Here is a 13,137-nt window from a genome sequence, read left to right as displayed (position 1 = left end):
TCCGCTTTATGAATAGCCGCATGCTCAGCCCCCTCCGCTTCACCGGCGTGCACTATTGCAGGCCGACGCAGGGAAGGCCAGCCTCACGCTCGACCCGCCATCCATTGACGGATGTCGGTTTCGCACCAGTCGAAATTCAGACAGCCGCTAGGATGCCGCGCGCAGGCGAAGGCGCCGCCTGCTGGCGCGGGCCTTCTCCGCCACCGCAGCGGTGATCTCGACCACGCCGTCTTCACGCGGTCTGGCGTTGGTGACCTTGTGGAGCCGCTCATAGGGCAACAGTTCCTTGACCCGGGCTTGAAGCGACGCGACTTCGGCACGCAGATCCTCGCATTCCTGCCGCTGGACGTCGAACTGTATCTGTTCGGATGCCTGCTGCAGGGAAAGCTGCGAAAAATTCGCGCTGACCGCGGAAAGGTTCATCTTGTCGCTTTCGCTCTCCTTCATGAGAGCAGACAATTTTTCCTCGGCGATTTGCTTTTCGGCCACCGCGTCGCTCGCTTGAGCCTTGAGCCTGGCGATCTCGCTGACGGCTTCGCTGTTGTGGTTCGAGGCGGCTTCCAGTCGCGATCGGAGATCCTCGATCTCAGAACGCAAGCCGGTCATCTCCGCGACACCGCGTGCAAGTTCGGCTTCCCTGTCCCCGTCCCTGATGCGGGCCGCTTCCGTCATTTCCGACAGCTTGGCCTGCGCCATGTCGAGCGATTTCTGCAGCCGCATTTCCTCTTTCTCGCTCTTGCCAAGCGCGGCCAGCAGTTCCGAAACCTGTGCGGCGTCATTGGCGTGGACAGTCGAGAGTTCGTCCAGCCTGTGCCGGGCCTCGGCCTCCCGTTTCAGCGCCTTGTCGAGGTCGATCGACAGGCTGACATGTTTCTCCCGCAGCATCTCGTTCTCGCGCGAGCGTCTGTTGGCCTCGACCGCTCTGGCCGAGAGCGTTTTGACAAGCTCGCCGAACTCGGCCTCGCGTTTTGCGCTCGCATTGCCTGCCACGACGAGTTCCAGCCTTGCTGCAGCCAGCGCGCCGCGAAGTGCTTCCTTGTCCTCGACCAGGCTCGCCTCGTGCTGCTGCAGCGCCTCGATAGCGCTGTCGCGCTCGCGCTGCTTTCTGGTTGCATCGTGGAGCTGTTCGGATAGTGCTCTTTGTTGCGCGGTCAAGCTGGTATTTGCCAGCTCCAATTCGTTGGCGCGAAGAATGTCGCCGTGGAGGAGTTTCAGGAATTCGCCTGTCAGATGATGCGAGGTCGCGATCTCCGACAGTTTCGCATGGATCTCCCCAAGATACTCCTGCGCGTCGTGAAAGAGCCCGTCGACCGCACTTAAGGCAGCGAGCCGGGTTTGCGTGTGGGGCGTCAGCCGTCGCGCGGTCTCGAAGGCATCCGCATTGGCCTCAAGTTGCGAGCTGTCATCCATTGCCGCGAGATTCCCATCCGACACAGTCTCATCCGGGACAGTGACGTCGTTCAACGGCGACTGATCGTCCACGTTGAGACATTCGCTAAACGCATCCGCCAAATCGGTTTCGAGCTCCTTGAACGCCCTCTCCACAGTCTCGGCACGCTTGATCAAACCTTTGAAATTCATGACTGAATATCCCTCTCGTGCAGCGCCGTTAAGGAGCGAACATTCGCCTCCCCCGAATACGGGTTCACCCCTGACCGTGCGCTCTGGCCGACGCCACGCTAGGGACAGGCTCGGCCACTGTCCTCGTGTATTTGAATGACGCGCCTCGCGGCAGTCGCCGATGGCGCGATTCGTAGCGACGGCGACAGTTCCAACGAACGCGTTGGGCGGCATCTGCTCGGCCGCCGCAAAACCGTCGAAGCTCGACATGAACCGGTTATTTCGACGTCTGGCGGCATCGGTGCTTGATGCCGCCAATATTTCATTCCACACACCGGTCACGATGACGGACGAGATACGGGATCAGCGCCAGGTATTCAGGTGGGCCTTGCCTGCCTCCGCGGTCCTGCATTTGCTCGCCGCGGCGCTTCTGTTGTCCGCGCTGCCGGTGTCGCCCCCGCAGCCGCAGAAGGAGCAGGCCATCGGGGTGGATCTGGTGCCGCCGCCCAAACCATCGGAGAAAGCCAAACCTCCGCCTCCTGCGAAACCGCCCAAGCCCGAAAAGCCGCCGGAAGCAAAGATCGAGACGCCGGCGCATCCGGAAGCCGGCCCTCAGAGGCCTGTCTTCCAATTCGGCGAGAAGGACGCCGGCCCTCGCAAGTCTCTGGACGGCAACAGTGCGGAGGATGGTTCGGAACAACCGACGGCGCCGCAAGATCCCGATAAACAGGATCTTGCGCAGCCGCCGGACGTGACTGCGGTAGACGGCAAAGACCCGGCTCCGCCGCCTGGCGCATCCGCGTCGCCTAAGCCCAAGCGAGCGGCCAAGGTGCAAAAGCCGCTGAAGCTTGAAGAAGCGAAAAGATTGTTCTCGCAAACAGCAACCGGTGATCCGATCGCGACAACCGCCATGAGAAATGTGCCGCGCCCCGATCGGATCGGTCAGCTCTGCTTCTGGGAAGCGCGCGAACAGTTGCGCCATGCTTCGCCCCCCTACTTTCCTGACGTCTTGCGTCCCTTCAGGTTGAAGGCCGGCAATATCATGCAAGTCTCCAGGACCGAGTTCCGCGCCGGCGGGCAGTGGTACGCTCTGAGCTTTCGTTGCGAGGTCGATCCGGATGCGACAAAAGTCGTGTCGTTCGCCTTCCGTGTTGGAGATCCAGTGCCAGCGCCGCGGACTGCCCGCCAAATAGGTGGCCCAGACTGATCGAGGTCGGCTCGCCGGCCGCATCAAATCCACGATGCCGGCGAAGTCTTCGCGCCCCGGCATCCGTAAGGTGGCTTTCGCCAGCGGCCGCCTCACGGTGGGACGAATGCTCGCCCGCCTTGGCAATCGCTGTGTCGAGGTTTAGCTTATGCTAAGGGAGGGTTCGATGACTTCAAGTTTCAATGTTCACCATGCTGCCGGCTATGAGCAGCTCATGGGTCGCTGGAGCCAAAGGCTCGGGCCGCTGTTCATCGACTTCGCGGGCCTTAAGGACGGCGAAAAGATCCTCGACGTCGGTTGTGGCACCGGCAGCCTGACCTTCGCGCTCGTCAAGGCCGCTGAACTCCGTGAGATCGCCGCGATCGATTTTTCGGCCGTTTTCGTCGAGGAGGCAATCCGGCGCAACACCGACCCGCGGATAAAAATCCGCCAGGCGGATGCCTGCGCTCTGCCCTTTGAGGACGGCGCGTTCGACCGTGCCCTGGCGCTGCTCGTGCTCCATTTCGTGCCCGAAACCGGCAAGGCAGTCGCTGAGATGCGACGCGTCGTGCGGCCGGGCGGCGTGGTCGCGGCGACCGTATGGGACCATCTCGGCGGCATGCCCGGAATGCGCATGATGATCGACACGGTGGCAGTGCTCAGTGAAGGCGGACGCCAGCTGCGCGCCCGCTATTGCACCCAGCCGATGATGCAGCCGGGCGAAATGAAACGGACCTTTGTCGAGCAGGGTCTCCGCGACGTTACGGAGACCGAGCTGATGATCCGCATGGACTACCAAAACTTCGACGATTACTGGGCGCCGATTGCCGCCGGCGAAGGGCCGCTCGGCAAGTATGTGGCCACGCTCGATCCAGAAGAGCGGGCGCGCACCGACGCCGCCATGCGCGACGCCTATGAGGCCGGCCGGCCCGACGGCCCGAGGTCCTTTGCCAATGTCGCCTGGGCCTGCCGCGGTGTCGTTGCCTGACGTTGGCGCTAATGCATGTCGCGCAAAAGTGTGTATCGGTTTGCGATAACGACATGCATAACAAAGAACCTAAAGCGCGTCGCATGAGGCCGATCGAACGCGACGCGCTTTAGCCAATCCCATAGACCAGCCCGACGCGGCCGTCCGACAGCTGCTCAACCTTGCGCAGTTCGAGCCCACGACGATTCTTCGCCGTTCCAAACAGCGCCTTTCCTTCACCGGCGAGCAGCGGATAGACGATCAGCCTGAGTTCATCCACCAGCCCGGCATCGATAAGGCTCGCGGTAATTCGGGCGCCGCCCATAAGGTAGATGTCCTTGCCGGGCTGCTGTTTCAGCGCAGCGATATCCTCGAAATTCCGCACGAAGCGCGTCTTTGGCCAGGCCGCCGAAGTCATTGTGTTCGACAGCACATAATGCGGCGTCTGCGCGGCGAAGCGGGCCCATTCGAGCTCGGCCGGCTTCGGCAATTTGCCGGTCATCGGCAGCGGCTTGTCGGGCTCGTTCTGGATGGCGCTCCAGTAGCGCTCGTAGCCAGCATACATGACGCCGCCAAGCAGGCAGGCATCGATTTGCGGCGTCAGGCCGTATTCCTCAGACCACGCATCGACCCAATCAGCGTAACCCTCGGGTCCCTCCATCTTGCCGTCGACGGAAATTTTCATTCCAGTGATCAATTTACGCATGACTTCCTCCATCAGGCTTGCGGGATGCAAGCACGTTTCGTCGGATCATCGTTGCTTCGTGTGGCTGGCGGCGACCTCAGGGATGGCCGCCGCGAGTTACATCAGGCCGGCAGGCGGCGGTCGTATTCGTCCCGCAGGCGGCTCCAGTCGCCCCAGAACGAGGTCGGTGTCTTACCCGCCAGGCGGGCGGCCAGCAGGTCGAGGTGCACGTGCCAGCCGGCGGTGATGTTGAGCTGGATTGCACGTTCCGGCAGGCGCCGATGGACGACGGTGAGCAGCACATCGCTACCCTTCGCCTCCAGCAGGAAGGAGACGCCGCCGGTATTTCCCCAGGTGATGGAAAGCTTGCGCGGCGGATCGAGTTCGGTGATCCGGCCCTCCATCCGATGCTCTTCGGGGAAGCCCGCGGGGCGCTGGCCAGGCGGGTCGGTCAGCTCGTCGTTACGCCAGACGAACTCGAACGAGCTGCCGGCCTTCATTTCCATCTGGCCTGCGGCCATCCATTGCCGTCGCAAGTCACTCTCGGTGAGATAGGCCCAGACGCGCTCGATGGGGCCGGGCAAAAGGCGCTGGATGGTGAACGTGGCGGGCTCGGTCAGCTCGCCATAGGCGCCGATGGTTCTCATCTGGTTCATTGCTCGTCTCCTTCTTTCGGATTGGGCGATTTCCTGGGCTCATCCTGGGCTTTGCGTGCGTCCTCTTCGCGAAGAAGGCGTTCGAGAACATCGAGACGACCGGTCCAGAAGCGCTCGTAGAAGCTGAGCCACTGATGGGCGCTGGCCAGCGGTCCAGGGGCTAGTCGGCACAGATGCGTGCGGCCCCTCACCTCTCGACGAATAAGCCCTGCGTTCTCCAGCGCCTTGATGTGCTTGGAGGCGGCCGCGAGCGACATCACGAAGGGTTCCGCCAGCTGGCTTACCGTTTTCTCGCCATCGGCGAGATCGCGAAGCATGTGCCGGCGGGTGGCGTCGCCAAGGGCGTGAAAAACCGCGTCCATCTGGGATGTCTCTAATTCAACCATGTAGTTGAATATAGACGCACGCTTTGAGATAGTCAACCGTTTGGTTGAATAATTTATGTGAAGCGCTGCGGGGCTGTTTGCGCCATCGAGCGCGTCGACGTGACGGGAGATACCGACGCGCCCCGCGACAGTAAGGGCGAGGCCCTCATTTGCCTTCGAAGAAAGCGTGGATCGCGGCTTCCAGCTTTTCGATAAGCTGAGGGTTGTGGCAGCTGCCAGCCCAGATCAGGGCGTTTAGCCTCATCTCTTTGTTGGTAAAGCTCACTTTCCTAGAATCCAGCAGGTATTCCGCGATCTCGTAGTGCCGCCCCTTGATAGCCTCGATGAGCGCGTTGTTTCTTCCCGTCTTGTCGGTCAGATTTACTTCCGCGCCATTCTCCACGAGCAACTTGACGACTTCGAGATGCCCGTTCTTCGCCGCCTCGATAAGAGCCGTTCTGCCGTAGTAGTCAGCTCGCGCGTTGATCTCTATTTGGCGGTGTCTCACGAGGACTGAGATACACGCGTAATGTCCCTTGGCCGACGCAAGGCTCAAGGGCGTGCTCTTCCACTTGTTTCTGGAATTCACGTCGATTTCCGGGTCTTCGATCAGCACCTCCACCACAGCTGTGCGGTCATTGAGGGCTGAAAGGTGAAGTGCAGACCAGCCGCCGTCGTCCGACTGATTGATATCGGCGCCAGCCGCCAATTCCGATCGAACCGCCTCCGCATCGCCTTTTTCTGCCGCGATCAGCAGGTGAGACCAGTCTCTTGCCCCTTCGGCTTCCAAGCTGTTGGTCAACGCAGTCGCCTCCTCGGATAGTCGGCAGAATACCACATTATCGGCAATAGTGGCGGCTCCTGTACTCGAGTCCAATGGGCCAAAAGCTGGAACGCTGTCGGCCCGAACGGACATCGAGATCAGCGCTTCACGTCCGTCTCCTCACATTCTCCTGATATCGACTGGCTTTGCCGGCCATCCGGACTAGATAGAGCCTGCGCCGGGCGGAACGATGCAGAAGGACCTGAACATGCCTGAACAGATTACCCTGAATAGACCTGAACAGATCAGATTGAACGACGGCTCCGCCATTCCGCAAATCGGCCTCGGCGTGTGGCAGGTCGATCCAGCCATCACCGCCAAGGTAGTGCGCTGGGGAATCGAGGCCGGCTACAGACTGATCGACACCGCCGAAGGCTATCAGAACGAGGAAGGTGTCGGGCAGGCAATCCGCTCGGCCGGCGTGCCGAGAAGCGAGTTGTTCATCACCTCGAAACTGCGCAACGGCGCGCATCAGCGCGACGCCGCCTTGCGCGCCTTCGACGAGACGATGAGCAAGCTCGGCATCGAGCAGATCGACCTGTTCCTGATCCACTGGCCGGTGCCCAGCCAGGACAGATATGTCGAAGCCTGGAAGACGCTGGTCGAACTCAGGCAATCAGGCCGGATCAAGTCGATCGGCGTTTCGAACTTCAACCAGGACCATCTCGAACGGATCATCGGCGAGACCGGTGTCACGCCGACCGTCAACCAGATCGAGCTCCACCCCCGCTTCCAGCAGCGTGACAAACGCGAATTTCATGACAGGCACAACATCCGCATCGAAAGCTGGAGCCCGCTGGGCAGCGGCCGGCTGTTGAACGATCCGACGCTTGAAAGCATTGCCAGGAAACACGGCAAGTCGCTGGCGCAGACGATCGTCAGGTGGCATCTTCAGGAAGGGCTGATCGTTATTCCAAAGTCGATCCACCAGGACCGCATCGCCGCCAATTTCGATGTCTTCGATTTCGAGCTGGAAGCGAAGGACCTCGAGCTCATTCGGGGCATGGATTCGCCCGACGGCCGCTCCGGCCCGAACCCCGCTACGGCCGCATTCCTGTTCTGAGGGCCGACAGTGAAGCTGCCGATCTCCCCCCCTTGTGGGGGAGATGTCCGGCAGGACAGAGGGGGGCGCTGTCCCGCCGGCCTATTGAACTCTCCGGCTCATATCCCAACCCAGCGGGACCTCAGGCAGCCGGTTCACTGACGGAAAAAAGCTGCAGGCTGCCGGGAACACCTACAAGCTCCATCTCGCCATGCTCTTCAAAAGCCAGACCGGAACCGGCCGCGAGATCACGAACCGTGCGCGACGCGATGATCTCGCCCGGTCCGGCAACGTCGAGCAGATGTGATGCCAGTTGAATTGCAACACCGGTGAAGTCGTCTCCGCGCCTTTCGCATTCGCCAATATGGACTGCCGCGCGAACCTGAAGGTCTAACCTCTTCATTCGACGACGGACCGCGATTGCACATTGGATCGCCCGCGTTGGTCGCAGAAATACCGCGAGAAACCCGTTTCCGGTGGGGCTGATTTCCTGACCGTTAGCAAGATGCAATTCGTTGCGTATCTCGTCGTCGTGTCGCTGCATCAGATCGCGCCGCGCCCGGTCGCCAGCGTTGACGGGAGCCGGCGGCAACCCGACGATTTCCATGTGCAGCACCGTCACAAGCACGCGCTCGCTCGACGTTGCCGGCAGCGAGCCGGTGACAAAAGCCTGGATCTCGTCGACCAAACGATCGGAATTCTCCCCCCAGATTACGTGATCACGGCCGGCAAGCTCAATGTATCTGGCGCCTTCGATATGCGTTGCCAGGTAGCGCCCCTCTTCCGGTTTTACCCAGCGGTCGCCCGCCGTCTGCACGATCAGTGTCGGGACGTGAACGGTTGGGAGAAGGGCGCGAACATCGATTTCAGTGCCCCAGCGCCAGAGCGCGACCGCGTCGGCAGGTGAGGCTGAATTCCTAAGATACGCGGCGAACCATTCTCTCTCGAAACTGTCGTTCATCAGGCTGGGTGCGGCGTTGCTCATGTCCGCCGGCTCCCCCCACTGTCTCTCGACGGCGGTCAGATCTTCTTCTACCTGCTCGCTTGTCCTTGCCCATGGATAATCCGGCGACCATCGGCCGCTGGCATAGGTTCCGTTGAGCACGAGAGCCGCTGTTCGTTCGGGATAGGTCGCCGCGAAAAGCATGCACATAGGCCCCCCTTCGGAGCTGCCGAACAGAACCGTTCGCTTTGATCCGACCGCATCCAACACCGCTCGCATGTCTTCCATCCGCTCTTCCAGCGTTGGCAAACCAACATTGCGATCGGACAGTCCGGTGCCTCGCTTGTCCATACGGATCAGGCGGGCAAAGGAACCGAGACGCTGGAGCATATGCGCCAGCCGCGGCGATGACCAGGCAAGGTCGAGGTTGGAGACCCACCCAGGCACATAGATCAGGTCGACCGGCCCGTCGCCGGTTACCTGATAGGCGATGTTGATTCCGGCCGATTTGACATAGTGGGTCGCGGGGCGCATCGGCTCGGCCCGGGACGCCGGCCGCTCACCTGTTCGGGCTGCCGACGTTGGCGGTGTCTGGGAAGGCGACACCGAGGCGGCTATCCGGGTAGCGGCTTGCGGCGTCACGCGGCGCGTCCGCAGGTCATCATAGAGTTGCCGGGTCTCCGGCTCGGGCTGCAAGCGGAGCTGCAGTTGCAGCACATCACGGCAGCGCTCATACTGTTTCAGCGCGAGGTTAAAGCGGCCCTGGGCGGCATAGGTCCGCATCAGGGCTCGGTGGATATCCTCCCGTAAGGGCTCCAAAGCCAGCAGGCGCACCGCCGCCCGCAGGCATGATGCAAGATCATTCGTTGCCGAATAGTGCGCGACGAGCTTCTCCAGCACGATGGTTGCGATTGCCCTCAATCGCTCGCGCTCCACTCTGAGCCAATCTTCGAACGGCTCCTCCTTCAGGCCGAACCCGTCGAGGAGGTCGCCACGATAGACGACGAGCGCTTGCTCGAGTTGCTCCGGTTCGGAGCCGGCGGCCAGCGACTCGAACCGCGCGACGTCGAAATCAAGATCATCGAGATAGAGCGTAATGCTGTCGCCGTCGCTCAGAAACCTTTCGCCATCGGATGCGCCCATTCCTTTCCTTATGGCGGATAGGGCCTGTCGAAGGTTCATCCGGGCCTGGGTTTGGCTGTTGCCGCCCCACAAAAGCGCGGCGAGCTTCTCGCGCGATTGGGAGTGTCCGGATTGCAGGGCGAGATAAGCCAGCATGGCGCGCGCCTTGCGGCTGAAAACCGGGGCCACCGCTCCTCCGGCAAAGTCAAAGCCGCCTAACAGACAGAGATGAGGGTGCGCCATCGGATCCGCCACAGCCACAGCTTCTTTGCGATCCTTTCCTGTACTTGCCTCTATTTCAACCGTCATTTCGCCCGGCCTGGTGTTTTTCACGAATCCTTCACGCTGGCTCCACCGCGTTTCTCACGACGCAGGGAAGACAAGTGTCGGGAGACCGGTATCTCAGGAGGACGCTGTGCTACCCCCGACGGAATGGCCCATCTGGCATGATGATTCAAGGCAGGACCCGCAGCCGCGCGGCGGGCCACTGCGCCACGACATTGCGCTCGCGCGCTATCTTGAGAACCAGCGGGCCCGCCGGGCGTCAATGATCCAGGGGTTCGATTTCCGGGCCGCCGCGGTCAGCTTGCGCGCACTTTTGACGAATGCGGGTAGCCGTGGATATCGGCTCTTAGAGGTCCTGGGCATTCGGCCCTTTCATATCCCCGAGCCATCCACCAGCGGCACATCTTCTCCTTCCCAGGGGCTCGGCATCGATCCCTTGCTGAGATTGGCCGATGGCAGCGGCATCCAGCACTTCAGTTCGGGTTCGGCATATTCGACGATGCGTCCTGGAGACGAATCGGAAGCGCGCCAGCCTTCGCTGCCGAACTGATCGGCGCGGGCCCAGTAGGCCATGTCGACCTCGGCCGGCCCCTGTTCGGACGGCCGAACCGTGACAAGGATTCTGCTGCCGTCCCTTGGCGCGCTCGACATGTGGCGCCACTGATCGGGCTCGTCCATTGCATTTCCTCCTGCGATCTTCGCCTCGCCCGGATAGTCGCTTCGCGTTCGGAAGCGGTCAACCCGAACTTTTTTGCCTGAGGCAAAACCCTGCCCCGTCGTTGCGGAACAAGTCATGGCACGCCGGGTTTGGGCAAGTTGTTGAAGGAAGCAAAATGAGACCAGCGCCCCGACCGATCCTTAGCATTGTTGCATGGCAGGCCGCGCCTTTCGTTCCCCACCCGGTCCGATCGCAATGAGGCAGGCCGGTTCCGATCGTTCCACCCCACCGGAGGAGGGTAAAGGCGGCATAGGCCGCGCGCTCGGCCTCGGCCTGATAACAGGGGCGGCCGACGACGATTGTTCCGCAATAGGCACCTATGCCAGCGCCGGCGCCCGTTTCGGACCCGACCTGCTTTGGACGGCTCCGGTGACGTTGCCGATGATGTACGCGGTCGTCTACCTGTCGTCGAAGCTCGGTCAGGTATCCGGGCGCGGATTGTTCCACGTCATCAAGGACTTCTACCCGCGGTGGCTGCTCTGGTCGGTGCTCTTGGGTGTGCTCGTCGGCAACACCATCGAGGCAGCGGCGGATCTCGGTGGAATGGCGGCCGCGATCAACATCTTCGTGCCGCTTCCCATTCCGCTGATCGTGCTGTTCGTCGCAGCCCTCATCTTCGCCCTCCAGGTTTTTGGCTCCTATACTTTGATCCGCAACATCTTTCGCTGGCTGGCGCTGGCGCTGCTCGCCTATGTCGGTGCCGCCATTCTGGCCAAGCCGGACGCCGCGGCGGTGCTGCGCGGAACGCTGCTTCCCAGGATCGAGTTCAACCGTGAGTTCCTGTCGATTCTGGTCGCCATCATCGGCACGACGCTGTCCGCCTATCTCTACACGTGGCAGTCCAATGAGGAGGTCGAGGAGGAGATTGCCCAGGGGCGGACAACGCTCAGCCAAAGGAAGGGCGCCACCGACAGTGAACTCCGTCGCTCTCGCCGGGACATCCTCATCGGCATGATGTTTTCAAATCTCATCATGTATTTCATCATCCTGTCGACGGGTGCTACGCTCTACAAGGCGGGCCACCACGATATCGACACAGCTGCGCAAGCCGCGGAGACGCTGCGGCCGCTCGCCGGCCAGGCCGCAAGCGTTCTGTTCGCCGCAGGCGTGATCGGCGTCGGTTTCCTCGCGGTTCCTGTCATGACCACCGGCGCTGCCTATGATGTGGCGCAAGCCATCGGCTGGAAAAACAGCCTGCACGCCCGGGCTCGAGAGGCGCCCAAATTTTATCTCGCCATCGGATTTTTTACCGCGATCGCCGCCGGCCTCAACTTCCTTGGCTTCAATCCGATGAAGGCGCTGGTCTGGTCCGGCATCGTTCAAGGCTTCTCGACGCCGCCCTTGCTGCTGCTCATCATGCTGATGACGAACAACCGCAGGATCATGGGCGACCAGGTGAACAGCCGCAGCACCAACATACTCGGTTGGGCAACGACCGCCGCTATTTTCTCGGCGACGATCGGCCTGGTGGCAACCTGGTTCATGTGATCCGGCGGAAGCAAAGCGACGCTGCCGGTTGGATTACCCGTTCCCGCTTGCGGATTGTCCCAACTTTGCCGGTCTTGGAAATTCCACAACGTCGCCCGTGGGCCGCTTGTATTGTGCCGCGACAATTGCATCGATCAGGAGATCCAGAGCCGCACGAGCCGTGCGGCTCGTCTCGTCCTCGCCGCTCAAATAATGGCAGGCTCGTTCGAGGTGGAGGTGTGCGGCGGCAAAGTCGCTTGTCATAGGCTTCTCCTTGTTGCCCGCCGGCCGGCAAGATGACCGCCTCGATTTACCCAAAAGCAAATATCCACAGCCGGATTTGAATCAAATTGGCCTGACTCACCACATGCCGCGGAGCCCACGCCAGCACCTTGGCCTGTGCCCGCGCCGCGTCCTCTCCGAGGGCCGCTAGGCCATCCAGGATCGTGGCATCAGGACATGGTTCCCCGACGTCGCGCCGGAGCGCCCGAGGGCGACTTGCCGGATATGTCCGGCCGGCTGTTCATGCGCTCTGTCCGACGCGCTGCGCTATCGCGGCTGCAGGCGCTGCGGCGATCTTTCAGCGCGCTACGGCGCGTTGAATGAACCAATTGCGGGCGATGTGCCGCAAACTCAGTTCGCTCATCGCCCTGCTTTTGAAATTTTCTCGCTCTTTTAATTCTACAAACTCTCTAGACTTAAAATAGATCGCCAGACCCAAGATCTTAAAATAGAGCGCTTGAGAGGGAGCCAGGAATGTCGAAGAAGCTCGTGGTGGGGCTGTCGGGCAACTTGACCCGGCCATCGAAGACCAAGGCGTTCGTCAGCCACATTGTCGGGCAGGCCGCCGAAAGCATCGGCGCGGCCTCGGCCGTCTTCGACATCGAGGATCTCGGCGCGTCACTGCCGCAGGCAAGGCGCCTCGGCGACCTCGACCCGGCGGCGCGCAACATCGTCGAACGGCTGCTGGGCGCCGATATCCTGGTGGCCGGCTCGCCGACTTTCAAAGGCAGCTATACCGGGCTTTTCAAACACTTCTTCGACCTGCTCGACCCGTCATCGCTGAGGGGCAAGCCCGTCATCCTCGCCGCAACCGGCGGCGGCGAGCGCCATTCGCTGATCGTCGAGCACCAGCTGCGGCCGCTGTTCGGCTTCTTCGAGGCGCTGACCGTGCCGACTGCGATCTACGCCTCCGACAAGGACTTTGCCAATGGCGTGCTGGTGTCGGAAGCCATCCACGCCCGCGCCCGGCAGGCGGTCGCCGAGGCATGCCGGGTAACCGGAGTGCCCTACGGCGTCGGCCTTGCCGCCTGAACGC

General features: G+C 61.7%; 12 protein-coding genes. 5 read left to right on the top strand and 7 right to left on the bottom strand.

Going from position 1 to position 13,137, the window contains the following annotated elements:
* Positions 1 to 147 precede the first annotated feature (147 nt).
* Positions 148 to 1,581, bottom strand: coding sequence for a coiled-coil domain-containing protein (locus tag NKH01_RS22285; RefSeq protein WP_352481675.1), 1,434 nt, complete (start codon positions 1,579 to 1,581; stop codon positions 148 to 150).
* A 202-nt stretch (positions 1,582 to 1,783) separates the two neighbouring features.
* Between NKH01_RS22285 and NKH01_RS22280 the strand changes: the two genes are divergently transcribed.
* Positions 1,784 to 2,767, top strand: coding sequence for a DUF930 domain-containing protein (locus tag NKH01_RS22280; RefSeq protein WP_353022412.1), 984 nt, complete (start codon positions 1,784 to 1,786; stop codon positions 2,765 to 2,767).
* Between the two features lie 166 nt (positions 2,768 to 2,933).
* Positions 2,934 to 3,734: a class I SAM-dependent methyltransferase gene (locus NKH01_RS22275; protein WP_352816513.1), complete on the top strand. Its 801-nt coding sequence runs from the start codon at positions 2,934 to 2,936 to the stop codon at positions 3,732 to 3,734.
* A gap of 109 nt (positions 3,735 to 3,843) precedes the next feature.
* Here NKH01_RS22275 and NKH01_RS22270 read toward each other — a convergent pair whose 3' ends face one another.
* The 4 genes from NKH01_RS22270 to NKH01_RS22255 form a co-directional block, all read right to left on the bottom strand.
* Positions 3,844 to 4,419 (bottom strand): dihydrofolate reductase family protein, encoded by a 576-nt coding sequence (locus NKH01_RS22270; RefSeq protein ID WP_352481678.1) that lies wholly within the window; start codon positions 4,417 to 4,419, stop codon positions 3,844 to 3,846.
* A gap of 101 nt (positions 4,420 to 4,520) precedes the next feature.
* Positions 4,521 to 5,054 carry an SRPBCC family protein gene (locus NKH01_RS22265; RefSeq protein ID WP_352481679.1) on the bottom strand — a complete coding sequence of 178 codons (534 nt, stop codon included), beginning with the start codon at positions 5,052 to 5,054 and terminating at the stop codon, positions 4,521 to 4,523.
* Positions 5,051 to 5,440, bottom strand: coding sequence for an ArsR/SmtB family transcription factor (locus NKH01_RS22260; RefSeq protein WP_352481715.1), 390 nt, complete (start codon positions 5,438 to 5,440; stop codon positions 5,051 to 5,053). Before NKH01_RS22260 ends, NKH01_RS22265 begins: the two co-directional genes overlap by 4 nt.
* Before the next feature lie 145 nt (positions 5,441 to 5,585).
* Positions 5,586 to 6,221 (bottom strand): ankyrin repeat domain-containing protein, encoded by a 636-nt coding sequence (locus NKH01_RS22255; RefSeq protein ID WP_353022409.1) that lies wholly within the window; start codon positions 6,219 to 6,221, stop codon positions 5,586 to 5,588.
* A 229-nt stretch (positions 6,222 to 6,450) separates the two neighbouring features.
* Here NKH01_RS22255 and NKH01_RS22250 point away from each other — a divergent pair, with 229 nt between their 5' ends.
* Positions 6,451 to 7,305 carry an aldo/keto reductase gene (locus tag NKH01_RS22250; protein ID WP_031195088.1) on the top strand — a complete coding sequence of 285 codons (855 nt, stop codon included), beginning with the start codon at positions 6,451 to 6,453 and terminating at the stop codon, positions 7,303 to 7,305.
* Between the two features lie 121 nt (positions 7,306 to 7,426).
* On the opposite strand, the gene NKH01_RS22245 is transcribed toward NKH01_RS22250, so the two are convergent.
* Positions 7,427 to 9,682 (bottom strand): alpha/beta fold hydrolase, encoded by a 2,256-nt coding sequence (locus NKH01_RS22245; protein ID WP_353022407.1) that lies wholly within the window; start codon positions 9,680 to 9,682, stop codon positions 7,427 to 7,429.
* Positions 9,683 to 10,006: 324 nt separating this feature from the next.
* Complete coding sequence (locus NKH01_RS22240; protein WP_023722367.1) at positions 10,007 to 10,312, bottom strand: hypothetical protein; 306 nt, start codon at positions 10,310 to 10,312, stop codon at positions 10,007 to 10,009.
* 235 nt (positions 10,313 to 10,547) lie between these two features.
* Between NKH01_RS22240 and NKH01_RS22235 the strand changes: the two genes are divergently transcribed.
* Together NKH01_RS22235 and msuE are read left to right on the top strand one after the other, a co-directional pair.
* Positions 10,548 to 11,840: an Nramp family divalent metal transporter gene (locus tag NKH01_RS22235; RefSeq protein ID WP_353022406.1), complete on the top strand. Its 1,293-nt coding sequence runs from the start codon at positions 10,548 to 10,550 to the stop codon at positions 11,838 to 11,840.
* A gap of 735 nt (positions 11,841 to 12,575) precedes the next feature.
* Positions 12,576 to 13,133 carry an FMN reductase gene (msuE, locus tag NKH01_RS22230; protein ID WP_023677302.1) on the top strand — a complete coding sequence of 186 codons (558 nt, stop codon included), beginning with the start codon at positions 12,576 to 12,578 and terminating at the stop codon, positions 13,131 to 13,133.
* Positions 13,134 to 13,137: the final 4 nt, after the last annotated feature.

It is taken from the genome of Mesorhizobium sp. M1403 (assembly GCF_040317695.1).
Classification (GTDB): domain Bacteria; phylum Pseudomonadota; class Alphaproteobacteria; order Rhizobiales; family Rhizobiaceae; genus Mesorhizobium.
This window is presented reverse-complemented; position numbering and strand designations above follow the sequence as displayed.

Bases quoted from the DNA above. Each gene is read 5' to 3' on its own strand.
- NKH01_RS22285 (WP_352481675.1), bottom strand. From the start codon at position 1,581: ATGAATTTCAAAGGTTTGATCAAGCGTGCCGAGACTGTGGAGAGGGCG.
- NKH01_RS22275 (WP_352816513.1), top strand. From the start codon at position 2,934: ATGACTTCAAGTTTCAATGTTCACCATGCTGCCGGCTATGAGCAGCTC.
- NKH01_RS22270 (WP_352481678.1), bottom strand. From the start codon at position 4,419: ATGCGTAAATTGATCACTGGAATGAAAATTTCCGTCGACGGCAAGATG.
- NKH01_RS22265 (WP_352481679.1), bottom strand. From the start codon at position 5,054: ATGAACCAGATGAGAACCATCGGCGCCTATGGCGAGCTGACCGAGCCC.
- NKH01_RS22260 (WP_352481715.1), bottom strand. From the start codon at position 5,440: ATGGTTGAATTAGAGACATCCCAGATGGACGCGGTTTTTCACGCCCTT.
- NKH01_RS22250 (WP_031195088.1), top strand. From the start codon at position 6,451: ATGCCTGAACAGATTACCCTGAATAGACCTGAACAGATCAGATTGAAC.
- NKH01_RS22240 (WP_023722367.1), bottom strand. From the start codon at position 10,312: ATGGACGAGCCCGATCAGTGGCGCCACATGTCGAGCGCGCCAAGGGAC.
- NKH01_RS22235 (WP_353022406.1), top strand. From the start codon at position 10,548: ATGAGGCAGGCCGGTTCCGATCGTTCCACCCCACCGGAGGAGGGTAAA.
- msuE (WP_023677302.1), top strand. From the start codon at position 12,576: ATGTCGAAGAAGCTCGTGGTGGGGCTGTCGGGCAACTTGACCCGGCCA.